At 41.0% G+C, this 24486-nt stretch carries 22 protein-coding genes; 10 read left to right on the top strand and 12 right to left on the bottom strand.

From position 1 onward, the window contains the following. Positions 1–180 precede the first annotated feature (180 nt). Genes AC570H_RS01945 through AC570H_RS01920 form a run of 6 tightly spaced genes read left to right on the top strand, consistent with a single transcriptional unit; the run spans position 181 to position 6418 of the window. Positions 181–2550: a DUF2339 domain-containing protein gene (locus tag AC570H_RS01945; RefSeq protein ID WP_497351158.1), complete on the top strand. Its 2370-nt coding sequence runs from the start codon at positions 181–183 to the stop codon at positions 2548–2550. Then, positions 2531–3760 (top strand): DUF3999 family protein, encoded by a 1230-nt coding sequence (locus tag AC570H_RS01940; protein WP_497351156.1) that lies wholly within the window; start codon positions 2531–2533, stop codon positions 3758–3760. Before AC570H_RS01945 ends, AC570H_RS01940 begins: the two co-directional genes overlap by 20 nt. Positions 3761–3770: 10 nt before the next feature. Further along, positions 3771–4223 (top strand): GNAT family N-acetyltransferase, encoded by a 453-nt coding sequence (locus tag AC570H_RS01935; RefSeq protein ID WP_497351154.1) that lies wholly within the window; start codon positions 3771–3773, stop codon positions 4221–4223. A 2-nt stretch (positions 4224–4225) separates the two neighbouring features. Further along, on the top strand, positions 4226–4759 hold the full coding sequence (locus AC570H_RS01930; RefSeq protein ID WP_497351152.1) for an NADPH-dependent FMN reductase: 534 nt from the start codon (positions 4226–4228) through the stop codon (positions 4757–4759). 33 nt (positions 4760–4792) lie between these two features. After that, positions 4793–5431 carry a hypothetical protein gene (locus tag AC570H_RS01925; protein WP_497351150.1) on the top strand — a complete coding sequence of 213 codons (639 nt, stop codon included), beginning with the start codon at positions 4793–4795 and terminating at the stop codon, positions 5429–5431. A 30-nt stretch (positions 5432–5461) separates the two neighbouring features. Further along, positions 5462–6418, top strand: coding sequence for a zinc dependent phospholipase C family protein (locus AC570H_RS01920; RefSeq protein WP_497351148.1), 957 nt, complete (start codon positions 5462–5464; stop codon positions 6416–6418). On the opposite strand, the gene AC570H_RS01915 is transcribed toward AC570H_RS01920, so the two are convergent. The 10 genes from AC570H_RS01915 to AC570H_RS01870 form a co-directional block, all read right to left on the bottom strand. After that, complete coding sequence (locus AC570H_RS01915; protein WP_497351146.1) at positions 6415–7119, bottom strand: DedA family protein; 705 nt, start codon at positions 7117–7119, stop codon at positions 6415–6417. The genes AC570H_RS01920 and AC570H_RS01915 overlap by 4 nt on opposite strands. 64 nt (positions 7120–7183) lie before the next feature. Further along, the gene (locus tag AC570H_RS01910) at positions 7184–7879 is read right to left on the bottom strand and encodes a DUF4397 domain-containing protein (protein ID WP_497351144.1); all 696 of its coding nucleotides are present in this window, start codon (positions 7877–7879) and stop codon (positions 7184–7186) included. An 83-nt stretch (positions 7880–7962) separates the two neighbouring features. Next, complete coding sequence (gene dnaN / locus AC570H_RS01905) at positions 7963–9087, bottom strand: DNA polymerase III subunit beta (protein ID WP_497351142.1); 1125 nt, start codon at positions 9085–9087, stop codon at positions 7963–7965. 33 nt (positions 9088–9120) lie between these two features. Then, the gene (gene gldG, locus AC570H_RS01900) at positions 9121–10809 is read right to left on the bottom strand and encodes a gliding motility-associated ABC transporter substrate-binding protein GldG (RefSeq protein ID WP_497351140.1); all 1689 of its coding nucleotides are present in this window, start codon (positions 10807–10809) and stop codon (positions 9121–9123) included. Continuing rightward, positions 10803–11531, bottom strand: a complete 729-nt coding sequence (gene gldF / locus AC570H_RS01895; RefSeq protein ID WP_497351138.1) for a gliding motility-associated ABC transporter permease subunit GldF — start codon at positions 11529–11531, stop codon at positions 10803–10805. Before gldF ends, gldG begins: the two co-directional genes overlap by 7 nt. A 389-nt stretch (positions 11532–11920) precedes the next feature. Beyond that, the gene (locus AC570H_RS01890) at positions 11921–12562 is read right to left on the bottom strand and encodes a porin family protein (protein ID WP_497351136.1); all 642 of its coding nucleotides are present in this window, start codon (positions 12560–12562) and stop codon (positions 11921–11923) included. Between the two features lie 140 nt (positions 12563–12702). Continuing rightward, a complete protein-coding gene (locus AC570H_RS01885; protein ID WP_497351134.1) occupies positions 12703–13212 on the bottom strand; it encodes a hypothetical protein in 510 nt (169 codons plus the stop codon). Between the two features lie 113 nt (positions 13213–13325). Then, on the bottom strand, positions 13326–13865 hold the full coding sequence (locus AC570H_RS01880) for a hypothetical protein (protein WP_497351132.1): 540 nt from the start codon (positions 13863–13865) through the stop codon (positions 13326–13328). A 109-nt stretch (positions 13866–13974) separates the two neighbouring features. Further along, positions 13975–14682 carry an ATP-binding cassette domain-containing protein gene (locus tag AC570H_RS01875; RefSeq protein ID WP_497351130.1) on the bottom strand — a complete coding sequence of 236 codons (708 nt, stop codon included), beginning with the start codon at positions 14680–14682 and terminating at the stop codon, positions 13975–13977. A 1-nt stretch (position 14683) separates the two neighbouring features. Further along, on the bottom strand, positions 14684–15604 hold the full coding sequence (locus AC570H_RS01870) for a glycerophosphodiester phosphodiesterase family protein (RefSeq protein WP_497351128.1): 921 nt from the start codon (positions 15602–15604) through the stop codon (positions 14684–14686). Between the two features lie 278 nt (positions 15605–15882). On the opposite strand from AC570H_RS01870, the gene AC570H_RS01865 reads away from it, so the two are divergent. Beyond that, positions 15883–17523 (top strand): glycine--tRNA ligase, encoded by a 1641-nt coding sequence (locus AC570H_RS01865; RefSeq protein WP_497351126.1) that lies wholly within the window; start codon positions 15883–15885, stop codon positions 17521–17523. Between the two features lie 682 nt (positions 17524–18205). Here the strand turns inward: AC570H_RS01865 and AC570H_RS01860 are convergent. Together AC570H_RS01860 and AC570H_RS01855 are read right to left on the bottom strand one after the other, a co-directional pair. Then, positions 18206–18547, bottom strand: coding sequence for an arsenate reductase family protein (locus AC570H_RS01860; RefSeq protein ID WP_497351124.1), 342 nt, complete (start codon positions 18545–18547; stop codon positions 18206–18208). Position 18548: 1 nt separating this feature from the next. Continuing rightward, positions 18549–19748: a C40 family peptidase gene (locus AC570H_RS01855; RefSeq protein ID WP_497351122.1), complete on the bottom strand. Its 1200-nt coding sequence runs from the start codon at positions 19746–19748 to the stop codon at positions 18549–18551. 228 nt (positions 19749–19976) lie between these two features. On the opposite strand from AC570H_RS01855, the gene AC570H_RS01850 reads away from it, so the two are divergent. The 3 genes from AC570H_RS01850 (at position 19977) to AC570H_RS01840 (ending at position 24381) form a co-directional block, all read left to right on the top strand. After that, entirely contained in the window at positions 19977–21905 is a 1929-nt protein-coding gene (locus tag AC570H_RS01850) for an LTA synthase family protein (RefSeq protein ID WP_497351120.1), read from the top strand. Position 21906: 1 nt separating this feature from the next. After that, positions 21907–22383 carry a GtrA family protein gene (locus tag AC570H_RS01845; protein WP_497351118.1) on the top strand — a complete coding sequence of 159 codons (477 nt, stop codon included), beginning with the start codon at positions 21907–21909 and terminating at the stop codon, positions 22381–22383. Positions 22384–22596: 213 nt separating this feature from the next. After that, on the top strand, positions 22597–24381 hold the full coding sequence (locus AC570H_RS01840; RefSeq protein WP_497351116.1) for an aromatic amino acid hydroxylase: 1785 nt from the start codon (positions 22597–22599) through the stop codon (positions 24379–24381). Positions 24382–24486: the final 105 nt, after the last annotated feature.

Here is a 24486-nt window from a genome sequence, read left to right as displayed (position 1 = left end):
AAGCTAATTTTAGCTTAAATCTAAGTTAATCGAAACCAGCCATTTTTCTTTTGCCAATCGCCAAAAGACAAAAAATCGAACATTCTTTACTCGAACTGTGTTCATTTATTTTCTGCTAAACCTCAATCAACACAAATACATTCCTATATTTATTAAACCTAAAGCTAACACAGATATCGAATGGATAACAATGCCGAAAAATTAAACATCCTCCAACTGAGAATCGAAAATCTTTTGTTAAGGCAACAGGGTTTCGAAGCGGAAATCAATGCATTAAGGGACGAGATCAACCATTTAAAAAATCCAAATGCTACTCCTCAACCTTTAGCAGAAGTAAAACTCGAGCCGGCATCCACGGTTATCATGCCACCTAAAAATACGCCAATTAGTGTGGATAGACCTGTTCAACCTATTGTGCCTCCAACTCCTGCACCGCAAGCCCCTCAATTTGGCGACAAGTTTAAAAGAGAGAACTTGGGCAAGTCAGATTTCGAAAAGTTTATTGGCGAAAACCTGATCAGCAAAGTGGGCATCCTGATTTTGGTGATCGGGGTATTTATCGGCGCCAGGTATGCCATCGAACACGAAATGATCAGTCCGCTTACCCGGATTATCTTGGGCTACCTTACTGGCATAGCATTGATGTTCCTCGCCATCAGGCTTAAACCTAAATACGAAAACTTCAGTGCCGTTCTGCTGAGTGGGGCCATAGCCATCCTGTACTTTATCACCTATTTTGCTTATGGCTTTTACCAGCTCATTCCGCAGGCAGTAGCTTTTGCACTCATGGTGGTCTTTACTTCATTTACCGTTATAGCCGCCTTAAAATACAACAAACAGCTCATTGCACATTTGGGTCTGGTGGGTGCCTATGCCATTCCCTTTTTATTGAGCGATGGTTCTGGCAAAGTGGTCATCCTCTTTTCTTACATGTCTATCATTAACCTGGGCATTTTGGTGCTCAGCTTTAAAAAATACTGGAAGCCTCTTTTTTATGTGTCCTTTGGCGTAAGCTGGATTATATTCTTAAGCTGGGCACTGAGTAAAAGTCTGGATCATTTAATGCTGGGCATGCTGTTTTCAAGCATTTTCTTCATCACTTTTTACATTACCAACCTGGCTTATAAAGTAAGTAAGCAAGAAAAGTTTTTCGTTAGCGACGTGATCATGCTGATGCTCAACTCCTTTGTTTACTATGGCATCAACTATTTCATGTTGCAGGAAACACCAAAAGGCGAAGAGCTGTTAGGTTTGTTTACCCTAGGCAATGCCATTATTCATTTTGTGGTTTGTCTTATCATTTACAAAAGGAAACTTGCCGATAAAAACCTTTTCTACTTCATACTCGCTTTGGTCATTACCTTCATTACAATGGCTGTTCCGGTACAACTTGACGGAAGCTGGGTAAGCCTGTTCTGGGTGGTAGAAGCCTTGGTACTTTATTACCTGGCTCGCATCAAAAAGATCGAAATCTATGAGAAACTAGCCACTCCGCTCATATTTCTCTCGTTTTTAAGTCTGTTGCAAGACTGGTCTCTCCATTCAACAGAATGGCGTTACCCTAAAGACGGGGCCATTCCTACCCCTTTCTTTAATGTTGGTTTTCTTACGGCATTATTGTTTATCGCGGCCTATGCCGGAATGCTTTACGTGAATAAAAAAGCAGGTGCAGACAAAGGTTTGGGCATCATAGCAATCATTAGGGACGTATTGACCTACGCCATCCCAACAATGCTCATCGTTATTGTTTACTGTACCTTCAGGATAGAATTGGCCAACCACTTTCAAACCCTGATCAATAACACTTCTATTAGGGTTTCTCCTTCAAAACAAGAAACCTATAATGCCTTTAACAGCAATTACATCTTCCTGCAAAAAGCCAGTATCTATATCTACTCGCTGTTTTTTGTGGCCTTGCTAAATATTGTCAATCTTAAAAAAATAAAAAATCCGGTGCTGGCCATTGCCAATGTTGTCATTAGTGGTTTAACGATATTGGTTTTCTTAACTGATGGCTTATACAATTTAAGCGAACTGCGCCAAGCCTATATTACGCAAAGCGATGCATACTTTGTTGCAGGCCCGATCAACATTGGCATTCGCTATATTTCATTGTTGTTTTTTGTTGGGCTGATATGGACTTGTTACCAATTGAGCAAGCTGGAACAGTTTAAGGGAGGTCTAAAATCGGCATTTGACTACCTGGTTTACATTACCTTGCTTTGGCTATTAAGCAGCGAGCTGTTGCACTGGCTGGAACTTTTCGGACTTCAAAATGGCTATAAACTTGGCCTTAGCATTTTATGGGGAGTTTATGCCCTGTTCTTGATCAGCATTGGGCTTTGGAAAAAGAAAAAGTACCTGCGCATCGGCGCTATTGTTCTTTTCGGAATTACCCTGATCAAATTGTTCTTTTACGACATCTATTCGCTCGATACCATTTCGAAAACCATCATTTTTGTAGCGTTGGGTGTATTGTTGCTCACCATCTCCTTCCTTTACAATAAATATAAACACTTAATTATTGACGATGCTAAAACTGAAAATTAAGCTCATTATATTATGTTCTTGCCTCATGTTTGTGGCTCAGGCCCAAACGCGCACTTACCGTTACCAAAGAGCGCTAAAAACAGTAAATGGCAATTGGCATGCCATTCAGCTGCCCGATCAGTTATATGGCCGTTTGCGGCCAGACTTGGCTGACATCAGGATTTTTGGCATTAACGGCAAGGATACCATCGAAGTACCTTATCTTCTTAAGCAACATAAAGATCAGGTAAACCAAAAGGAAGTCGCCTTTAAGCTCATTAACCAGAGTAAGAACGAAAGGGGCTACTATTTTACTTTCCAATCGGATATTGCAGCCACTATCAACCAGATCGGCCTTTCTTTTAAACAAGCAAATTTCGACTGGAAGGTAAACCTGGAGGGAAGCAATAACAACAGCGAATGGTTTACTTTGCTCAGCGATTACCGGATTTTAGCCATCAAAAACAACAAAACCGATTATCAGTTTACCCAACTTGATTTTCCGCCAGCCAAATACAGCTATTTCCGCATCCTGATCAAGGCGCAGGAACAGCCAGAACTCGAGCTAGCCAAAATAGCAAAAACAGATACCCTTAAAGGTCTTACCCAAACGATAAACTATAAAGCTTTTGAATTAAAAAACGATGCCCAAAGCAGACAGAGTACCATCAGCATCAGCCTGAATAACCTGTTGCCGGTAGCTTACCTCAAATTAAAGCCTTTAAGCGATTTTGATTTCTATAGGCCTATAAAAATAGAATATGCTACAGACAGTTTTAAAACAGACAAAGGCATACAATACAATTATGAGCCGCTTTTTGAAGGAACACTCAGCTCCTTAGAGAATGCTGGATTTCATTTTGATGCCGTATTGGCTAAACAATTTAAGCTAACCATTGATAACTACGACAATAAACCCTTAAACATCAATCAGCTAGAACTCAAAGGTCCTATTTATGAATTAGTGGCACAATTTGAAAGCACTAAGGCCAATTATTCGCTTTACTATGGCGATAAAAATGCCTTGGCTCCCAACTACGAACTCAAGAATTTCGAACATAAAATACCGGATTCGCTAAGTAGCCTTAAGGTTGGTCCAGAAGAGCAAAACAAAGCATTTGTCATCCATGTAGAGCAACCATTGTTCGAAAACAAAGCCTGGCTCTGGGCAGTAATGATTGTTATTATTGCTTTGTTGGGCTTCTTTGCTTTTAGGATGTTAAAGAGCTAATTTTACCTTAATGATTACCTGTATTCAAACTACTTCGGCAAATCCAGATTTTCAGCAATTGGTCCAATCGTTAGATGCCTATTTGGCCGAAAAAGACGGAGAGGAACATGCATTTTATGCTCAGTATAATAAAACAGATGCCATTAAACATGTAATTGTGGCCTATAAAGACGATTTGCCTGTAGGCTGTGGCGCCATCAAAGTTTTTGCTACCGATGCCATGGAGGTAAAAAGAATGTTCGTCAAGCCCGAAAACCGCGGAGAAGGAATTGCCACAACCGTTTTAACCGCACTCGAGAACTGGGCCAAATCTTTAGGCTATCAAAAATGCGTACTCGAAACCGGCAAGCGCCAGGAAGAAGCCATTGCCCTCTACCAAAAAAATGGCTATCAGGTTATTCCGAGTTATGGGCAATACATAAACATGGACAACAGCGTGTGTTTTGAAAAATCATTGGCTTAAAAATGGGCGACCTTAAAAACGTATTGGCCATTATTGGCAGCACAAGGGCAAATTCGGCCAACCTCAACTTGGTAAAAGCCTTTGCCAGCTTTACAAAAGACAAATTCAATGTCCATATTTTTGAAGGGATTGACAAGCTCCCTCATTTTAACCCAGATTTAGATACTGAAAATCCGCCCCAAGAAGTTGTAGCTTTCAGGAAACAGATCGAAGAAGCCGATGCCTTGCTCATTTGTACCCCAGAATATGTTTTCAGTTTGCCAGGCGCATTAAAAAATGCCATCGAATGGTGCGTATCTACTACCTTGTTTTCGCAAAAGCCTACCGGATTGATTACCGCATCGGCCTCAGGCCTCAAAGCACACGAAGAATTGAAATTGGTAATGAAAACCGTAGAAGCAAAATTTTCTGATGCCACCACCCTATTGATACAAGGTATAAAAAGCAAATTTGACGCAACTGGCAATTTGATCGATCAGTCTACCATTGATCAGTTGAAATCGTTCGAACTGGCTTTTGAAGCACAGCTTATTTAAATTGTTTATATTTATTAAGCTTATGTCAGCACTATGAAAACAGCTTATTGCATTGCCGTTTTATTCTTGCTCTTAAACAGTTGCCAGAACAAGCCAACTGATCAGCAAAGCGGTGAAAAGCCTAGCCATAAAGCAGTGGCAAGTATTCCGGCCAAACCTGCTGTTTTAGACCAAGATGTAACTCAGGATTCTTCGCTCCAAGAAAAAATCAATGCCATAAAGGCTAATTTCAAGCGCATCAACAACATTAACAAATGGACCAAGATCGATAGCGTGGCCATCGAAACTGGCGAAGGCGGCGTAGTCAAGTATTATTTCCTAAACGGGAAACTAGAAAAAATTACAGAAAGAGCATATGGAGAAACTTTCCAAAACCTTGCGGAGTATTACCTCATCAATGAAAAGCTCTCTTTTATTTTTAATCAACACTATGCTTACAACAGGCCTATTTATTATGATGCCAAAACTGCCAAAGAAAATAACGATAGCGAAGCATTCGACTTCAAAAAATCTAAGCGAGCCGAAACCAGAAGCTATTTTGATGGAAATAAACTGATCCTACAGCTCAGTAATCCCAAAAAAGAAGAAAAACCAACCAAAAATTCTATAGCCGAAGAGCAAGAAAGATTAATTGATGAATTTCAAGGATTACTAGACGAACGATCGAAATAATTGCTATATTCAATATCATCAACCTAAATTATGAAAAGATTAACGTTAGCACTCGCGTTAATCATCCCTTTGTTATTGTGTACTTCGTGGGGCTTTTTTGCCCACCGCCGAATTAACCAGCTGGCCATATTTACATTGCCGCCAGAAATGCTGGGCTTTTATAAGGCCAATTATAAATACATTACCGAACAGGCCATAGGTCCCGACAGGCGAAGGTATATCGATACGCTCGAAGCAGCCAGGCATTACCTTGATGTAGAAAATTACGAAACAAACATTGATAGCATTCCAGAGAAATTCGCAGCCGCATTGGCCAAATACGGACAGCAGAAACTAAATGAAAACGGTATTGTGCCTTGGCAAATCCAACGAAGCTATTATAGTTTGGTGAAGGCATTTAAAATGCGTGATTCTGTTAAAATACTTAAATATTCGTCTGATTTGGGGCATTATATTGCCGATGCCCACGTGCCGTTACATACCACGGCCAACCACAACGGTCAGCTGACCAATCAAGTGGGTTTACACGCCTTTTGGGAAAGCAGGATTCCCGAATTGTTTGCCAGCAACTATAACCTGGTAACCGGAAAGGCTAATTATATTGGCGATCCCCTAAAAAGTGCCTGGGCTATTGTAAAGCATAGCCACTCTTTGGTTGATACTGTAGTGAGGTTTGAAGCCGAATTAAATGCCAGGTTTCCATCCGACCAGAAATACAGCTTCAGCGAGCATAACAACGTCGTGGTTAAACAATATTCCGTAGCCTATGCCAAAGCTTATCAAAACCTGATGCTTGGCATGGTAGAAAAGCAAATGCGCGCTTCTATTTTGGCTGTTGGCTCTTTTTGGTTCTCTGCATGGGTTGATGCCGGGCAACCAGAACTTAAAAACCTGGTTAAAGTAGAGCCAAGCCCAGAAGAAAAGCAAGCTGAGGCACTTGAAATTAAGAAGTACAAGGAAGGCCAGATTATTGGCCGCGAATACTAGTCTTCTTTAGTTACGATCTTCTCTTCTACTACTACTTTTTCTTCAACTGCGACTACTTCCTTAGATTTGAATCTGCTCCTTACCGCAGCATATATCGCAGGAAAGAAAGTAACCACCGCAATGAATACCACTACCAAGTCGAAATTCTCTTTGAACCAAGGAATTTGTCCCAATAAATAGCCAGCAAACAATAAGCTGAAGATCCATGAAACGCCACCAACGATATTGAAAGTCGTAAATCTGCCAAAAGGCATTTTAGCGATACCGGCTACGAAAGGTGCTATAGTTCTGAAAATAGGCAAGAAACGGCTAAAGATGATTGCCTTACCCCCATGCTTTTCAAAAAACTCGTGCGACTGGTGATAGTATTTTAATTTGAGGATTTTATTCTTTTCCTTAAACACCCCTGCTCCGAGCACGCTTCCCAGTTTATAGTTGAGCGTATTGCCCAAAATCGCGGCTACAATCAGAATTGCCAGCATCAACCAGATGTTCAAATCTGTTTTGCCACCAGCGATCAATGCACCAGTTGCAAAAAGCAGCGAATCTCCAGGTAAAAATGGAGTAACTACAAATCCGGTTTCGGCAAAAATTATAAGGAATAGGATGAGGTATGTTAAAGTATGGTATTCGTTTACAATGTCGGCAAGGTGCTTATCAATGTGAAGAATGAAGTCAATTAGTTGTTGCAGTAGTTCCAAAATATCTGATTTTTGCCCAAAAATAGGCATCTGCTTTTGATAACTGCGTATTTTTTAGAAATTATTAGTTATAAGTTACTTTATTGATTTTTAAAGTAGCATTTGAAGTACCATTAAGCCAAATGGTATAGATTTTTCCAGCTTCAAATTCTGTTCCGTCAATGGTTTTATTCGCACTGCTGCCCAAAACAGAAATATTAAGGTTAATATTCGGGTCTATAGAAAAGTAGCCTGAGGCCTCCTTAAAAGCCAATGAATTGACCAATAAAACACCACCAGCAAGATTTACATTTAAGCCATTGGTGAAAGAAGGGCCAAGGTTAATTATCCTGATCCTGGCTTTTCCAACTTCCGTTGCACCCAAATCATCTTCAAAGGTCAGCATTTCGCCCTTGCCTGCTTTGTCTTCCACATAAAACGAGGTATAGGATAAGGTAGGCACAAAATTAAAAGAGGCCGTAGCGTCAGTAACACCGTCTACCGTTACAGAAGTATTTTTTAGGCCTGATTGAACCTTGATGTAATCGCTTGCCTCCCCAGCATCAAGGGCAGAAAAGCCTAGTTTAGTATCATCTATATAAAAATCAACCTGACCAGATCCATTCGAAGCATTAATCAGCCTCACCTTCGCTTCTCCCTTTACTTCTTTTTCACTGGGCACATCGTCCTTTTTACAAGAAAACAGACATAAAGTTGTGGCAAAAAAAGTAATGCACAAATAAAAATATGGCCTATTTAAGAAAAGAGAGGTCAGTTTCATAGAAATTTGGTTAGGATAGGGTCAATACAATAATGGCTCGGTCAAAAACCAAGCCATTATTTATAATTGAATTAAAATTTTAGTTAGTAGCTGCTGTTCAGCATTACCGGCATTACCAACATCAATACATCTTCGTTTTCATCGTTGGTTTGCGGAATTAACAAGCCTGCACGGTTTGGTGTAGACAATTCTAACGTTACTTCTTCGCCACTCAAATTGCTCAGCATTTCGATCAAGAAACGGGCATTGAAACCGATTTCCAAATCCTCGCCTTCATATTGGCAACTCAAGCGCTCATGGGCCTCGTTGGCAAAATCCAAATCTTCTGAAGAGATATTCAATTCGCTGCCATTGATTTTTAAACGTACCTGATGCGTGGTTTTGTTGGCGAAAATCACCACCCTACGCAAGGTGTTTAAGAACAATGCCCTATCGATTACCAATTTGTTAGGGTTATTTCCAGGGATTACCGCTTCGTAATCTGGATAGCGTTCGTCAATTAGGCGACAAACCAGGTTTATATTTTCGAATTTGAAAAAGGCGCTTGTTGCATTGTAATCAACCGATACATTTACGTCTGTACTTGGCAAAGCCGCTTTTAATAAGGTCAATGCTTTTTTAGGCAGGATAAAAGAAGAAGCTTTATCAGCTTTGCTATCCATGCGACGGTAACGCACCAATTTATGGGCATCTGTAGCCACAAAAGTAATGTGCTGAGGCGAAAGCTGGCAGTATACACCAGTCATTGCCGGACGCAACTCGTCATTGCTTACCGCAAAAATGGTTTTGGTAATGGCTTCTGTTAAAACCGATGCCGGCAAATTTACCGAAGAAGCATTTTCAACTACCGGGATTTTAGGAAAGTCATCTCCGTTTTCGCCACTTAGCTTATATTTTCCATCTCCTGCACTAATCTCAATCGCAAATGAATTATCATCGATATTGAAAGAGATAGGCTGATCTGGCAAAGTCTTTAAAGTATCTAATAAAATTCTAGATGGAACGGCAACTTTACCTTCTTCTTTAGATTCAACAGCTAAAGAGGTCGTCATGCTGGTTTGCAAGTCGGTAGCCGAGATGGTTAAGTTGCCATCTTTGATCTCAAACAAGAAGTTTTCTAATATAGGCAAAACAGTACTGCTGCTTGAGGCACCATTAACTGTTTGTAAATGTTTTAATAACGTAGAAGTGGATACTATAAATCTCATAGTTTATTTTGTCTATTCTCAAAAATATAAAAATTACTTCGCATACTTACGTTTACGGTAATAATGTTGAAAAATTGCGAAACATATCAACAAAAAAATCGGGGCAAGGGCATTAATCAATTGCCATTTTGTTTTTTCGGCACGTACTTTCGTTTTATCGAGCAATCTTACCTTAATTTCTTTGTTGCGCAAGGCAATTAAATTGTCGTCATCCGTAAAATAATCGGCAATATTGAGCAATAAAGCCTTGTTACCATAGTTCTGTTGCGTATATCGGTCAAAACCCAAAGGGAAAGGCGAACCATCGCTGCCACCCACCTGATTTTCGAACACATCGCCATCGCCGATTACCATCATTTTGGTAGCAACGCTTTGTGCCGGCACATTGTAGCTTTCGGTAATGCCTGCAGGAACCGGCCTGTTTAAAAATACCGATTTGAACTTGCCTTCCAACAATACCCCTACCGTTTTTGGCTGACTTGTGTATTCCTCCTGTTTAGGTTGCTCGTTAAGCATTTGCAGGGAAAGTATTCTTGGCGTTTCGAATACTTTGTTGTAGGGCGAAGTATGCAAAACGGCCTTTTTGTTCACGTTTGGCACTCCAATCGTGTCTACCGTGCTCACAAATTGGCTACGTATGCCATCTATGTTTTTGGTCAGGCTGCTTGAAGTATCCGGCAATAGTACTGGATAAAACACCCAAGGCGCCAAATCTATTTGTGCCTGTTGGCCAGGCGCTCCCGTAGCTACGGGAATCATGGCGCAGTTCACATCAGCAATCAGGTTATAATTGATCCGGGCACCGTATTCAAATAGCATGTCGTCAATATTCAGTTGCCTGTTAAAAGCCATTTCCTGCCCTCTTTTTTGTAAACTATCCAACTCTGCGCCAACTTGGTCTATTGCCCATACTACACGTCCGCCCTTCATTACAAAATAATTGATTTTGTATTTTTCCATCTCGCTCAATGGAGTTTGTGGCTTGGCGATCACCAATACCTTCAAGCTGTCTAATCCTTCTTTGGTAATGAGTTTAAGATCTACCCTGCCTACATAATGCTGTTGCGAAAGCGAAGTAATGGCATCGTACAAGTAAAGATTGCTCGGTTCTCCATGGCCTTCGGTAAAACCGATCCTGGGATTCAAACCGCTTATTAAACGCTTAATGGCCGAAGTAAACTGATATTCGAGGCTTTGCACAGAGCTGGTAATGTTTTCTTCATAATCAGTCGCCGCTCCTCCTGTTTTCTGCAAAAGGTTAATTGGTGTTTGTTTATTTCCATACGCCACCAAAGCCATCGGAAAAATGATTTTTTGCGTGAGCCCGGCATCATTTTTAATATTTACGGCTATCGGTTTAATCCCAATACTGGCCAAATTGTTGATTATCGTATCCTGTTCATTGGCAGGCACGCCGTTAAGCGGATCCTCAAATACGATCTTAATATTAGCCTTGGAGTAAGCTTTATAATCATTTAGCAAATCTTTGGTGGCATTGCGCAGCCTCTTAAATGCAGCCGGAATTTTGCCATCCAAAAAAACGGTAATTACAATATCCTGATTGGTTTTGGCCAGGTTATCTTTTGTTTTTTGGGTGAGCGTATAACGTTTTTCCTTGGTAAAATCGAAGCGTGTATAGAACTTTTGCGCCAATACATTGAGCAGAACCAGCGCCAATAAAAACAGAAGAATACGGGTATATTTATTGCCTTTTTTTACCATTTCCTACCTCCTATCGCCAGCTTGCTGAAAACGAAAAACAAGGCTACAAAAGTGATGAAATAAACCAGGTCGCGCGTATCAAGCACGCCCCTGCTGATAGATTGGTAATGTTCGTTAATGCCCAGGTTAACCAGCAGCCCTTCCAAAAACTGAAATTCGAATAGCTTACTGGCCGAATCGAAGCCGCTGTAGGTAAAAAAGCATAGGAAAACAGCCACGGCAAAAGCAATCACCTGGTTTTTGGTAACCGATGACGAAAAAATACCGATTGCCGTAAAGGCATTGCCCAACAAGAACAGGCCCAGGTAAGAACCAATTACGGCACCAGAGTCTATATTCCCTTTGGGCAGGCCCAACTGGTAAATGCTGTAATAATAAATGAGCGTAGGAATCAATGCGAAGAGCAGCAGCACTACACAGGCCAAATATTTTGCAAAAATGATTTGCAGATCGGTTAAAGGACTTGTTGCCAACAGCACATAAGTACCTTCTTTGCGTTCTTCGGCAAAAGACCTCATGGTAATGGCGGGGATCAAAAACATGAACAGAAAAGGCACGAGGCTAAAGAAACTGTTCAGCTCGGCATAGCCGTAATCTAAAATAGAAGTATCTGGGAAAAACCAAAGGAGAAGCGCGCAGGCCATTAGAAAAACGCCAATGGTAATATAGGCCATTAGCGAGTTTAAAAAGCTGAATAGTTCTCGTTTAAAAACTGCGTACATGCATCAGGATTAGTGTGTCCGAAGTTAGAGAATATTCGGCAATTTTTTAGTTCGCTTCTCCATTAGTCTTAGAAAAACAATGTCAGTGCCTATCGGAAATTTCAGTCCCTCTTTTCGCTTTACTCCATTGCATTACGTGTTCGCTTCAATAGGGTTTAACGCTGAAAACCTACCACATACAGGCCCGACCACCGGCTGAGATAACGGGTGGATGAAACCGATCCTCAGCCCACTGCATTCCATCTACCATCTTCCATCTTCCATATCCCACTCCCCTTAACTCCCAACCTTCCGCCTTCAACCCTCTTTGATCTTCCTTCCTACATTTCCCAATAAACAAAAAAACTCCCCTGCTGGAGGAGAGTTTTCTTTACTAATTTGAGTTTAACTTAGAAAGTAAAACCGGCACCAATGGTGAAAACCCTGTTTTTGAATTTAACCAAATCCGCAGCCTCGCTATCGCCCAAGGTATTGCTCAAGCCTAAGCCATAGCCTGCATGAAAATTAAGGCCATTATTTAGTTGGAAACCTGCCAAAAAGTTAAGTCCGAAATCTCCCCGCTTAAAATCTGTTCCTAGTTCGATATCTTCCTTTTCGCCACCCGATTTTCCGTTGGCATCAATGGCAATGGCATAATAAGGACCTGCGCCTAAAAATACTTTTCCGGCATTGCCTGCCTTAAAGCTAGCGATTGCATTCAGAGGAATTTCGATATAGGTAAAATTCAAAGTTCCGGTAACTTCTTCCGAAGGACTGTCTTCAATATCAATACTTCCAGTTATTTTGGTCCCTTTGTTGATCAAGGTTAATCCAGGCTGTACCGAAAACATAGGTGAAACCGGAATATCAACAGTACCACCTACATAGTAAGAGGTTTTAGAATCAAAGCTTACCGAAGTTCCCATGGCTGAAACCACCATGTTAGGAAAAGCCACACCAGCTTTGATACCAAATTTAACTGGAGCATTTTGGGCAGATGCCGTAAAGGCTAACGTTGCTGCCACTGTCAACAAAAGAAATGTCTTCTTCATCTGTTTGTTTTGTTTATGGGTTTATCTGATTTTCCGCAAAGTTATAATAACTAGGCGATTAGTTCATATTTTAACCAAAATTAAATGCATAAAAAAAGCCTCCCAAAATGGGAAGCTTTTTATCATTTACATTGCTTGTTTTACAAACCGAAATTATAGCCTAAGCGTAGACCTAGCAAGGACAAACTTCCGCCATTGGCAGATAAATTTTCATAGCGAAGGCCCATATCAAAATTATTTTTGCTTTTTGAGGCAAAAGATACGCCTAGACCTGGCGCAAAAGTAAAGGCTGTAACATTATCTCCGTCTGCCGTAAGAATAGAAGCACCCAACTCAGTTGCGGCATAAAAACATTTGCCAAAGTAATATTTAGCACCTGCCTTTAAAGGGATAAGATTAAGGCTCCCACTTGCACCACTTTCTGTACTAAATACATTGACATAGCCTGCCGATGCTGTTAGATTGAGTGATGGCGCTACCGGGAATTCATATTTTAATGAGCCACCAAGCCCCAAGGTTCCTGATGAACCTTCATTGATTGGCAACACCACCTCGGCACCGATACTGATTTTCTGTACAGCCCCGTTGGTTTGGGCATGGGCAAAATAACCTGCTACAACTAATAGCGTTAATAAGATTGTCTTTTTCATAGTTTATTTGTTTGTTGTATAAAAAATTTGTGACGAATATAAAACTATTTCATTAGTTAACAAAAAAGGCTTCCCGATTTTGGGAAGCCTTTTTATAAAAGTATTGTTTATTCTTACAAGCCGAAAGCGTAAGCAGCGCGGATACCGATAAACGATAAAGTTGTGCTATTTGCTGAATGACCTTCGTAACGGATACCTAAATCGATGCTTGATTTATCAGCTACCGAGAAAGAAGCACCTAAAGTTGGAGCATAAACAAATGCTGTGCTTCCACCCTCTTCAGTACTGAAACCAGCACCTAATTCACCAGCACCATAAAAGTTGCCACCGAAATAGTATTTTGCACCTACTTTAACAGGGATAATACCAGAATTTTTTAATTTAATTCCAAAAGCTGCAGCTGCATCTTTAGCTTCTTTTTTTGGAGAAAACGATAAAAAGCCAGCTGAACCAGTTAAGTTCAATGATTTTGCAATTGGGTGCTCATATTGCAATGAACCACCATAGCCTAAGCTAGAAACATCACCGAAATCGCCAATTGGCAAAGCAAACTCAGCACCAATGCTTAATTTTCTAACCGCGCCTTCAGTTTGAGCTGATGCTGCAAAGCCTAAACCAGCTACTAATGCTAATGATAATAATAATTTTTTCATGTGTTGTGAAGTTAAATTGTTTATTTATTTGCAACTCAGACGCAACAATTCAGCCAATAGTTACAAAACATTCAAAATTACTTGAACAAAAAAGCTAATAAAATGAATTTCAGTTGGTTAATTTTCTGAAAATTTCTTCCAGCGACTGGCCTTGATTCTGACTTTTAAGGTCTGCCATTGTTGCATTCGCGACAATTTGTCCTTTGTTGATTATGATTACATCGTCGCAAAGTGCTTCAACCTCCTGCATGATGTGCGTAGACAAAATGACAGTTTTATTTTTGCCCAAATCTTTAATCAGCTTCCGGATATCGGTCAGCTGGTTAGGATCTAGTCCTGAAGTTGGCTCATCTAAAATTAAAACCTGCGGATCGTGGATAATGGCCTGGGCCAAACCCACCCTTTGTTTATATCCTTTAGACAGCATTCCGATCTTTTTGTGCTGTTCGGGCGTAAGTCCTACCATTTCGATTACTTCCTGCACTCTTTTGTCAAGATCATCTATATGGTATAACTGGCCAACAAAGCTTAAAAACTCGCGCACATACATTTCATTGTACAAGGGCGTGTTTTCGGGCAGGTAGCCAATGAGGCTTTTTACCTGCAGGGCCGACGTAACTACGCTTTTTCCGCAAATCTCTGCTTCTCCGGAACTAGGGCTCAAATAACCCGTCAGCATTTTCATTGTAGTAGATTTACCCGCGCCATTCGGACCCAAAAAACCCAATATCTGTCCTGGCTTAGCTTCAAAGCTAATGCCATCTACCGCTTTCTGGTGCCCAAAGTGTTTGGCTAAAACTTTTACGCTGATGCTCAATTTACTTGATAGTTAGGTTTGCAAATTTCAATTTCTTCTCGGTACGGTAGCTGTCCAATTGCTTGCCAGCCAATTCCAATTCGTCGCTCGACAAAATATCAGCCCCATTACCGATCAGTTGTTCATAAACTTTTTGGTTCGGATTGGCAATGGCGCTCTTGTCTAAGTTGCCCATGGTGCCCAAAATACAGGTAATTCCTTTGCTGTGCAAGTATTCGTATACCGATTTATCTGGTGCCGATGTACCCACAAAAGCAACAATCCTATCGTTAGGTACGCCCATTTGGTTCAAACGTTCGATATCGGCAATGCTTCTGGCCGATGCCGAGATCATTAAATCAGGTGCCAAACGATGTACTTCTGCTGCCTGATTGGCATTATACGTAATAATAATCGAATTGTTTTCTGATTTTGTTTTGCGAACCGAAGCAATAATTTTCGCATAAGGTACCCCTCTTTTCAAATCGATGGTAAACAATACCTTATTTTTTCCCCAGGTTAAAACTTCGTCTAAAGTTGGGATTTTAAAACTGGTCTCTTTTCCGTTATCGTCTTTTAACCTGAACTTTTGCAATTCGGCATAAGTATAGTTACCAATGGCACCAGTTCCGGTACTTGTTCTGTCCAATTTGTCATCGTGCATAATCACCAAAGCAGAATCCTTGCTCAAGGCTACGTCAAATTCTATAATTACAGGTTGGTAAGTTGTTGCATTTTCAAAGGTTTCGATGGCATTTTCCGGAAATCCAGCCATAGGCCCGCCACGGTGTGCGCTAATTAGGGGGAAACCAGCTGTTTTGCGGTTCAAGAAATTTCTCAATTCGTCTGCATTGCGAAAAGACAGGTAGAAATGTTTTGCTGGAGCAGTAAACGATAGGCAAACTACTAGAATTGCCGCAAGAGAAAGATATATTTTTTTCATTAATATTAAGATAAGTCTGTTTTCTGGCCCAAAAATAAACGAAATGTTTTAATGTTGGATTGAGCCAGTGTTAAATTGCGATAAACGACTTGTAACATCTGTGTTCACTAGTAGCATTGGTTTATTAGAGATCCGTTCGTTAGCTTATTCGAGGATTGGCTATTTATAATGATGTTGTCATGCCTGATCTATCTTGATACTCGATACTTGTTACCTGATCCTCAATACTTCATACTTTCCCTAGCCTGAAAACTGTTTTTTACTATCTTTGTGGCATTATGGCTAAATCAAACGACGAACAATTTAAAAATGTAATCTCCCACGCTAAAGAATACGGTTTTGTATTTCAAAGTAGCGAAATATATGATGGACTAAGTGCTGTTTACGACTACGGCCAACTTGGTGCCGAGCTTAAAAACAACATCAAAACCTATTGGTGGAAAGCCATGGTTCAAATGCACGAAAATATTGTGGGCATCGACTCTGCAATTTTTATGCACCCCAAAGTATGGAAAGCCAGCGGACACGTTGATGGTTTTAACGATCCGATGATTGATAACAAGGATTCGAAAAAACGCTATCGTGCCGATCAGTTGTTAGAAAATAAAATTGACGAGTTATATTCGGAATTAGCCAATTTCAGTGCGGCCAACAAAGACAAGTTTGAAGAATTCCAACAAAGCATTCTTTCAAAGAGCGATGAAGAACAAGCCGAATGGATTACTGGCTTCAGAAACGAAACTGAAGCTTTAGACAATGCCAAATATCCATTTGTTGACGAAGCAAGCTGGAGATTTGTTAAAAAAGGCCTAGCACTTGAAGTAGAAATGAACCTGGCACTTAAATCTGAAAACTTGGCACAGCTAAAGGATTTAATTGTTGACTATAAAGTAATCTGCCCAATTTCTAAAACTTCTAACTGGACCGATGTACGCCAGTTCAACCTGATGTTCAGTACGCAGTTTGGTGCCATGGCCGACGGCAGCGAAGAAGTTTACCTTCGTCCAGAAACCGCACAGGGTATTTTTGTGAACTTCTTGAACGTTCAAAAAACAGGAAGAATGAAAATCCCTTTTGGTATTGCACAAATTGGAAAAGCTTTTAGAAACGAAGTAATTGCCCGCCAGTTCATCATGCGTATGCGCGAGTTCGAACAAATGGAAATGCAGTTCTTTGTTCGTCCGGGAGAAGACAAGAAATGGTTCGCGTATTGGAAAGAGGCACGCCTAAAATGGCATAAGGCTTTGGGCACTGCTCCAGAAAAATACCGTTTCCACGACCATGTGAAATTGGCTCACTACGCCAATGCAGCAACAGATATTGAATTTGAGTTTCCATTCGGATTTAAAGAGGTAGAAGGCATCCACAGCCGTACCGACTTCGATTTATCTCAACATCAAGAATATTCTGGCAAGAAAATGCAGTATTTCGACAATGACCTTGACGAAAACGGCAAACCTTACGGAAACTATGTTCCTTACGTAATTGAGACTTCAATTGGCTTAGACCGCATGTTTTTGTTAACGATGATCAATGCCTTTGAGGAAGAAGATTTGAGCACTGCTGAGAAACAAGACAGTCGTACTTTATTACGTCTGCATCCTGCCTTGGCTCCAATTAAAGTAGCTATTTTCCCGCTGACCAAAAAAGACGGATTGCCAGAAAAAGCACGCGAGATTATGGATAGCCTGAAACTGGATTTCAACTGTATGTACGAAGAAAAAGATGCAATTGGAAAACGCTACCGTAGACAAGATGCCGTGGGTACGCCGTTCTGTATTACGGTTGATCACCAAACTTTGGAAGACAATACAGTAACCATCCGCCACCGCGATACGATGGAACAGCAGAGAATTGAAATCAAAGACCTTCATTTTACAATAGACAGCAAGGTAAGCTGGAGAACACTGCTTTCTTAAGAGCAGCCAATTTTTGAATTCATTGTATCAAATTGGATACCATTACAAAAGCGCTAGAGAAATTTAGCGCTTTTTTTTGTATCAACTTATACATTTGCAATTACACCTGCCTTTTCCAATCAATTAATCTGTTTGGGCTTTATATTAAATGGAAGAAACTTTAATTTTTGTTACGGGTAGCATCTACCTCGGATTTTGTTTTACTACCCTACTTGCTCTTCTTTTAAGAAAAAAAATTGGTGAACTTAACTTCAGGCTGCTCTTGATTTCGAATAACTACCTGATATTGGCAAGAGCATTTATCTTGTGTAGCTCATTGCTTTTCGATCTCTTTTCAGACTGGTTCGATGCCTCGTCTTACCATAAATACCTATTGGCAAACCGGGCAACCGGTCCATATTCATTTTTGTTCTGGCTTTCGATCAGTTCTTCGTATGCCTTTCCTTTTCTATTTCTTGTTAAAAAGCATGCAAAAAACATAACATACACCCTGATTATTTTGAGTATTTGGTCTACAACATATATTGCTTATTTGGTTTACCTATCAAACTCGGAAAATCTTTCGTCTATTAAATATGAAATCGGCATTTCACAATCTATCGGAAAACTAATTTGCCATTCGGTGCTATTATTGCTCACCGCTTTTATTTTAAATAAAAGATATAAGGAAGGGTTCGTTGTCTTAGATCGCAACCTTTATTGATTCTTCAGACCTCGCAATACTTGCTTTATCTTCGTTAACAATAATCGGCCTTTGGATCAGAATTGGATTTTGGTGCATGGCTTCGATCCACTGTTCATCGCTGAACTGCTGCCCTTTATACTTTTCGACATAAATAGCTTCGTTGGTGCGGATGAGATCATGGGGTTTACAACCTAGCTTTGCTACGATTGCGTTTAGTTCGTCAATGCTTGGCACTTCTTTCAAATAATCGATGACCTCAAAAGACTTTCCGCTTTCTGTTAAGGCCTTTAAAGCTGCACGGCTTTTGCTGCAGCTGTTGTTATAGTAAATTTTGATCATTTTAATTCTTTCCGTACCAATCGTGCTGGTCTATTCTTGTGATTTCAGGCTTGCCTATTTCGCTAAGGATACGGCGGGCACCTACCAAGGTACTGCTTTGGCCTCCATCGTAGTTAACAGCTGTCGGCACTAAACTATTAATCCTCACCATGCCTGCCGATTGGATAAATTCGCCATTGCCCATATAAATTGCCGTGTGGCTTACCCTTCCTCCATTAATGCCTCGTCGTTTTGCAGCAGAAAAGAACAACAAATCTCCAGGTTGCAGGTTTTTTAAACATTTGGCGACGCTGATGCTATCATGCTCCAACACATCAACTGCATCGCCAATCAGGGCTTGTTGCGAAGCATCCCGAGGGATTACAATGCCGTTTAAGAAATAAGCCGTTTTGGTAAAGCCGCTGCAATCGACCCCTTTTATAGAAGTACCGCCCCATAGATAAGGTACGCCCAGTAAGGTCTGTGCGGTTGTGAGAATGGCATCGGCATTAGGATTTGGGCGCTTTACCCATTGCTGGTATAATTTGGCCTGTGCCTGTGGCAAATAAGCGATACGCCCATCAGGATAGCCCACTTTATAAAAATCTTTTTCCTGCCCAAGCAATTGCAAGATGTTACCGCTTACCAAATCAGACACTCGCTTGGCACCAATATTGGCTTCGCTAAAACTATGGCCATAGTCGGCCACAAACACCACTTTCGGCGATTGCTGCCAAGCTTCGAAACGCGCTTTATCCATTAGGCCAATGGCACCTCCATCTGTCCACGACAAATAGCCATCTGGTGTTTTCACCAAATAGAACCCGCCCTGTTTTTTAAGTACCTGTATCGGCGTGCCCAAAAGCATTTGGGTCATCAGCTCTGCCGCATTTTGCGGATTAGCCCTGTTATTGCAAACAGATAAGTTGGCCACACCGTACTCAAGGCCTTTTAGCGATTTGGCGGGCAATAATGTGGCGCTAAAACTAATGGATGCCTCATTGGGCTTGCGCTGTTCAAAAGCGGCCAGCGCTTCTGCAGATGTGCTTTCTAGCCTTACCGAATCGCCTTTGATCTGAAGGTTAAAATAAACAGCACGTTTATCTGGCGCATATTTTTTCTGTAGCTCTGCCGCTAATTGGCGATAGGCCGAAGTATCAGACTGCGCCTTCGCGCTTAAAAAAATCGTGCTTAAAAATAAAACTAAACAGAAACTCCTCATGGCTTTGATATTCTCAAACTAAGTTACAACATCTATTAAATTATTTGAGCTTAGGTAGGTAATTTATCGTTTACAAGCACGTTTGAGAAGACATCGGCTTGCTATATTTTATTATTATGCTGTAAATTTAAGCTATCAACCACAATCGCTCCTATTAATAACTAATCTGCTAATGAACGAATCACAATTTTCTCTTAACAAATACTTAACTTGCCGGCTTTTAAACAAATGAGCCGTACAAGTAACCGTTCAACCTCCATCTATCTGGCCTTAGCCTACCGTTTTTTACTGTTATTGGTAATTTATTCGCTTTGTCGCCTGGGTTTTTATTTAACTAACAGGTCATTATTCAACCATATCGACTTTGGCAATTTAGCCTATGTATTTTTAGGAGGCCTGAAGTTCGACATTGCTGCTTTGCTCTATATCAATTTGCTGTATATTGTTTTACAGACTATTCCTTTTCCATTTCGTTACCGCAATGGCTACCAGCGTTTTTGCAAATGGTTGTTTATAGTTAGTAACAGCGTAGGGATACTGGCCAATTTTATCGACTTCGCCTACTACAAATACACGTTAAAAAGAACTACGGCCAGTGTATTTTCACAATTTAGCAACGAACAAAACAAGTTAAAGCTCACTTTCGATTTCCTGATCGATTACTGGTACCTGCTGATTTTATTTGTCGTTTTCATTTATGGCTTCGTTAAACTTTACCAATGGATCAAAGTACAGCCTGCACCTAAATTTACATGGCAGGTTTACATCGTTCATACCTTGGCATTGGTACTTGTTTTAGGGCTGTGCGTAATCGGCATGCGCGGAGGCTGGCGCCATAGTACACGTCCTATTACCCTCAGTAATGCCGGCGATTTCGTTAAATCGCCTGGTGATATGAGCTTGGTGCTCAACACGCCCTTCACCATTATGAAGACCCTCAAGGCGGCCAACCTCAAACCAGTTCATTATTATGATGAAAAAACGCTCGACAGTCTTTACAATCCCATACACCAACCCGCACACAAAGCGCCATTCAAAAAATTGAATGTTGTTTTTCTCATCATCGAAAGCTTAGGAAAAGAGCATGTTGGTGCGTTAAACAAAGACCTGCTTAATGGAACCTATAAAGGCTACACTCCTTTTATCGATAGCCTGGTGGGCCAGAGCTTTACTTCTACCCACACCTATGCCAATGGACGCAAGTCTATAGATGCCTTGCCTTCTATCATCTCGGGTATTCCGTCTATCCGCGAACCTTTTGTGCTTTCTACCTACTCTAGCAATAAAACAACCAGTATTGCCAAGTTGTTGGACGACGAAGGCTATGAGACTGCTTTTTTTCATGGCGCCCCTAACGGCTCGATGGGATTTTCGGCTTATACCAATCTAGCGGGCATCAAACATTATTTTGGCAAAACCGAATACAACAACGATGCAGATTTTGATGGCATTTGGGGCATTTGGGATGAACCGTTTATGCAGTACATGGCCAAAACGATAAATACGTTTAAACAGCCTTTCTTCTCTGCCTTTTTCTCGGTTTCTTCGCACCACCCTTTCAAAGTGCCCGAAAAATACATCGGGAAATTTCCTAAGGGACCGCTGCCTGTTCAAGAGCCCATGGGTTATACCGATATGGCGATCGGCAAGTTTTTTGCAACAGCCTCAAAAATGCCATGGTTCAAAAACACTTTGTTTGTGCTTTGTGCAGACCATGCCACCGTTTCTTACCTGCCCGAATACCAAACCGTGCAGGGCTATTTCTCTATTCCGATCCTGTTTTATTATCCTGGCGGAGATTTGAAAGGCACCACAGACAAATTGATTCAGCAGACCGACATTATGCCTACCGTACTCAATTACCTCAACTACGATAAGCCTTATTTTGCTTTTGGCTTCGATGCATTTGCGCCTAAAAAAGACAACTTTGTAGTGAACAATAATGATGGTACTTTTAGCTTTTACCAAGGCGACTACCTGATGATGTTCGACGGCAAAAATGTGGTAGCCCTTTACGATTTAAAAACCGACCGCACCAATAAGAACAATTTAGTGGGCAAGTTGCCTGCAGTACAGCAAAACATGGAAAAATACCTGAAAGCATTTATCCAGCAATACGACAACAGAATGATTAAAGACCAATTAACTGCCAAATAAAATGAGGAAAAGAGCCTTGATGATTATAGATTTCTTTTATCCTCCTTTTAAAAGATGGTTTAGCTTACACACTTTCAGGTACATGGCCTCAGGTGGCATCACTGCAGCCACAGGGATTATAGGCTATTTCCTGATCTATAACTACGTATTGCACCAGAAAGATGTTCAAGTTGGCGAATACCTGATCACCGCCCACATTGCTGCGCTGGCGATTGAGTCTGTCTGCACTTTTATTGTTGGTTTTGTACTGAACAAGTACCTGGTGTTTACCCAGTCTACATTAAAAGGCCGAATCCAGCTTTTTAGGTATGCTACGGTGGTGAGCACCAATATCCTGCTCAATTATGCCATCATGAAGATTTTGGTGGAGGGTTTTCAGTTCTACCCCAGTATTGCCAAGGCCTTAATTACGATTGTTCTGGCCGTATTTAGCTATTTTCTGCAAAAATACTTCTCGTTCAGGGTTAAAAAACAATAACTGAAAGAATGAAGTTTTAAACCTTCCGCCTTCAACTTTCCCACTTTTAACTTTTAACTTCCCCCCTCAACCTTCCACCTTCAACTTTTCCACTTTTAACTTTTAACTCCCCAATACTCGCCAGCCATCATTTTAGCGTAAAAGCGCAAGCTTTTTCTTGGATTACTAGTACGAACCTGCTATTTTAGCCATTATACAATATCCACATGAACAATGAGCGATTTTAATGACTTTAATAATCCGCAAGTAGCTAAACTGCCGAAGCACCTCAGACAATTTATTGTTGAGCAACATTACGAAAAATATACGCCGATAGACCAAGCGGTTTGGCGTTATGTAATGCGTCAGAATTATAGCTATTTGAAACATGTGGCTTACTACCCTTACATTAAAGGCCTGCAACGTGCCGGATTGAGCATCGAATACATTCCCAACCTGCAGACCATGAACGATAACCTGGGCAAAATTGGCTGGGGAGCGGTTACGGTTGATGGATTTATTCCGCCGGCCGCCTTTATGGAATACCAGGCTTACCGCGTTTTGGTAATTGCAGCCGATATCCGCCAGATTAACCACATCGAGTATACACCAGCACCGGACATCATACACGAAAGTGCTGGCCATGCCCCTATCATTGCTGATACCGACTATAACAACTACCTCAGTTATTTTGGCTCGATAGGTGCAAAAGCCATGTTTTCGAGCAAGGATTTCGAACTTTATGAAGCCATCCGCAAGCTTTCTATCCTAAAAGAAGCTGTTGATGCTGATGAAGAAGAAATTGCCCTGGCCGAGAAAACCTTAAGACATATTGCCGATAACATGGGCGAACCTTCTGAAATGGCCTTATTGGGTCGTTTGCATTGGTGGACCGTAGAATATGGCTTGATTGGTACTTTGGAAAACCCAAAAATCTATGGGGCCGGATTGCTTTCTTCCATAGGCGAGAGCGCGAGCTGCATGAAAGCCGATGTAACCAAGCTTTGGTACAATTTAGATACGATCAATCACCAATATGATATTACCAAACCGCAGCCACAGCTGTTTGTAACCCCTACTTTCCAAAACCTGATCGACGTTTTAGAAGCATTTGCCGATACGATGGCGTTTAGAAGAGGTGGCTCGGAGAGTATTTTAAAAGCCATAGAGTGTAAAAACCCAAGTACTGCGGTTTACAGTTCGGGCCTACAGGTGACGGGCATTTTTACCGATTTAGGGCTTGATAAAAGCGACGAACTGACCTTTATTAAAACTACCGGAGTTTCTGCTTTGGCTTTTGAAGGTAAGCAGTTAAATGGGCATGGCAAAGATTACCATAAAGACGGTTTTTCTTCGCCAGTTGGCAAATTAAAAGGAATTGACAAGGCTTTAGAAGACCATGATCTTGCTGAATTGGACCAGCTGGGCATCAGCATAGGCAACAGAGCCGAGTTAAATTTTGAAAGCGGCATTACGGTAAAAGGCTTGGTGAAAGACATTTTACGCCCAGCGGATAAAACCATACTCCTTTCTTTTGCAGATTGCCACGTGACCGAAAGCAATGGCAATGTATTGTTTAAGCCTGAATGGGGAATTTACGACATGGCCATTGGCGAAAAAATCGTTTCGGTGTTTAATGGGGCAGCCGATAAGGATGCTTATGAGGAGATTACTTTTGTGAGCAAGGAGCAAACACACAAAGCCGAATACGACCAGCCTATGCAGCAATTGCACAGCCTATACCAAAAAGTGCGTAGCGTAAGAGAGAACCAGACTGGTTACGAAGAGCTTGCCCAGATTTTTACCGAACTCAAAACCAAGCACAGAGGTGATTGGCTTTGCACGCTAGAGATTTTAGAAATCGTTTACCATAAACAACTGGATGCCGAACTGGAAAAAGAACTCAGGATTTACCTGGAGATGAAAGCGGCTACAGAAACCGAGCTAAGCAAGCTCATTAATGATGGCATGCACGTTATTGCCAATCCGGTTACCCAGTTAATTACAGAAGAAGACTAATGAGATTCCGCGTTGGAGTTTGGGGCTTAGCGTTAAAAAATTTATTCCCTAGCCCTTCCAACTTTAAAACGTTTCAACCTTAAAACCTTCCAATTTTACAACCTT

The organism is Pedobacter sp. B4419 (genome assembly GCF_059693725.1).
This window is presented reverse-complemented; position numbering and strand designations above follow the sequence as displayed.

What these genes read in the sequence shown, in the direction of transcription:
- AC570H_RS01890 (WP_497351136.1), bottom strand. Translation starts at nt 12,562, where the DNA reads ATGAAGAAGACATTTCTTTTGTTGACAGTGGCAGCAACGTTAGCCTTT.
- AC570H_RS01870 (WP_497351128.1), bottom strand. Translation starts at nt 15,604, where the DNA reads ATGAAAAAAATATATCTTTCTCTTGCGGCAATTCTAGTAGTTTGCCTA.
- AC570H_RS01940 (WP_497351156.1), top strand. Translation starts at nt 2,531, where the DNA reads ATGCTAAAACTGAAAATTAAGCTCATTATATTATGTTCTTGCCTCATG.
- AC570H_RS01860 (WP_497351124.1), bottom strand. Translation starts at nt 18,547, where the DNA reads ATGATCAAAATTTACTATAACAACAGCTGCAGCAAAAGCCGTGCAGCT.
- AC570H_RS01925 (WP_497351150.1), top strand. Translation starts at nt 4,793, where the DNA reads ATGAAAACAGCTTATTGCATTGCCGTTTTATTCTTGCTCTTAAACAGT.
- dnaN (WP_497351142.1), bottom strand. Translation starts at nt 9,087, where the DNA reads ATGAGATTTATAGTATCCACTTCTACGTTATTAAAACATTTACAAACA.
- AC570H_RS01865 (WP_497351126.1), top strand. Translation starts at nt 15,883, where the DNA reads ATGGCTAAATCAAACGACGAACAATTTAAAAATGTAATCTCCCACGCT.
- AC570H_RS01845 (WP_497351118.1), top strand. Translation starts at nt 21,907, where the DNA reads ATGAGGAAAAGAGCCTTGATGATTATAGATTTCTTTTATCCTCCTTTT.
- AC570H_RS01840 (WP_497351116.1), top strand. Translation starts at nt 22,597, where the DNA reads ATGAGCGATTTTAATGACTTTAATAATCCGCAAGTAGCTAAACTGCCG.
- AC570H_RS01885 (WP_497351134.1), bottom strand. Translation starts at nt 13,212, where the DNA reads ATGAAAAAGACAATCTTATTAACGCTATTAGTTGTAGCAGGTTATTTT.
- AC570H_RS01945 (WP_497351158.1), top strand. Translation starts at nt 181, where the DNA reads ATGGATAACAATGCCGAAAAATTAAACATCCTCCAACTGAGAATCGAA.
- AC570H_RS01930 (WP_497351152.1), top strand. Translation starts at nt 4,226, where the DNA reads ATGGGCGACCTTAAAAACGTATTGGCCATTATTGGCAGCACAAGGGCA.
- AC570H_RS01880 (WP_497351132.1), bottom strand. Translation starts at nt 13,865, where the DNA reads ATGAAAAAATTATTATTATCATTAGCATTAGTAGCTGGTTTAGGCTTT.
- AC570H_RS01855 (WP_497351122.1), bottom strand. Translation starts at nt 19,748, where the DNA reads ATGAGGAGTTTCTGTTTAGTTTTATTTTTAAGCACGATTTTTTTAAGC.
- AC570H_RS01920 (WP_497351148.1), top strand. Translation starts at nt 5,462, where the DNA reads ATGAAAAGATTAACGTTAGCACTCGCGTTAATCATCCCTTTGTTATTG.
- AC570H_RS01910 (WP_497351144.1), bottom strand. Translation starts at nt 7,879, where the DNA reads ATGAAACTGACCTCTCTTTTCTTAAATAGGCCATATTTTTATTTGTGC.
- gldG (WP_497351140.1), bottom strand. Translation starts at nt 10,809, where the DNA reads ATGGTAAAAAAAGGCAATAAATATACCCGTATTCTTCTGTTTTTATTG.
- AC570H_RS01935 (WP_497351154.1), top strand. Translation starts at nt 3,771, where the DNA reads ATGATTACCTGTATTCAAACTACTTCGGCAAATCCAGATTTTCAGCAA.
- gldF (WP_497351138.1), bottom strand. Translation starts at nt 11,531, where the DNA reads ATGTACGCAGTTTTTAAACGAGAACTATTCAGCTTTTTAAACTCGCTA.
- AC570H_RS01850 (WP_497351120.1), top strand. Translation starts at nt 19,977, where the DNA reads ATGAGCCGTACAAGTAACCGTTCAACCTCCATCTATCTGGCCTTAGCC.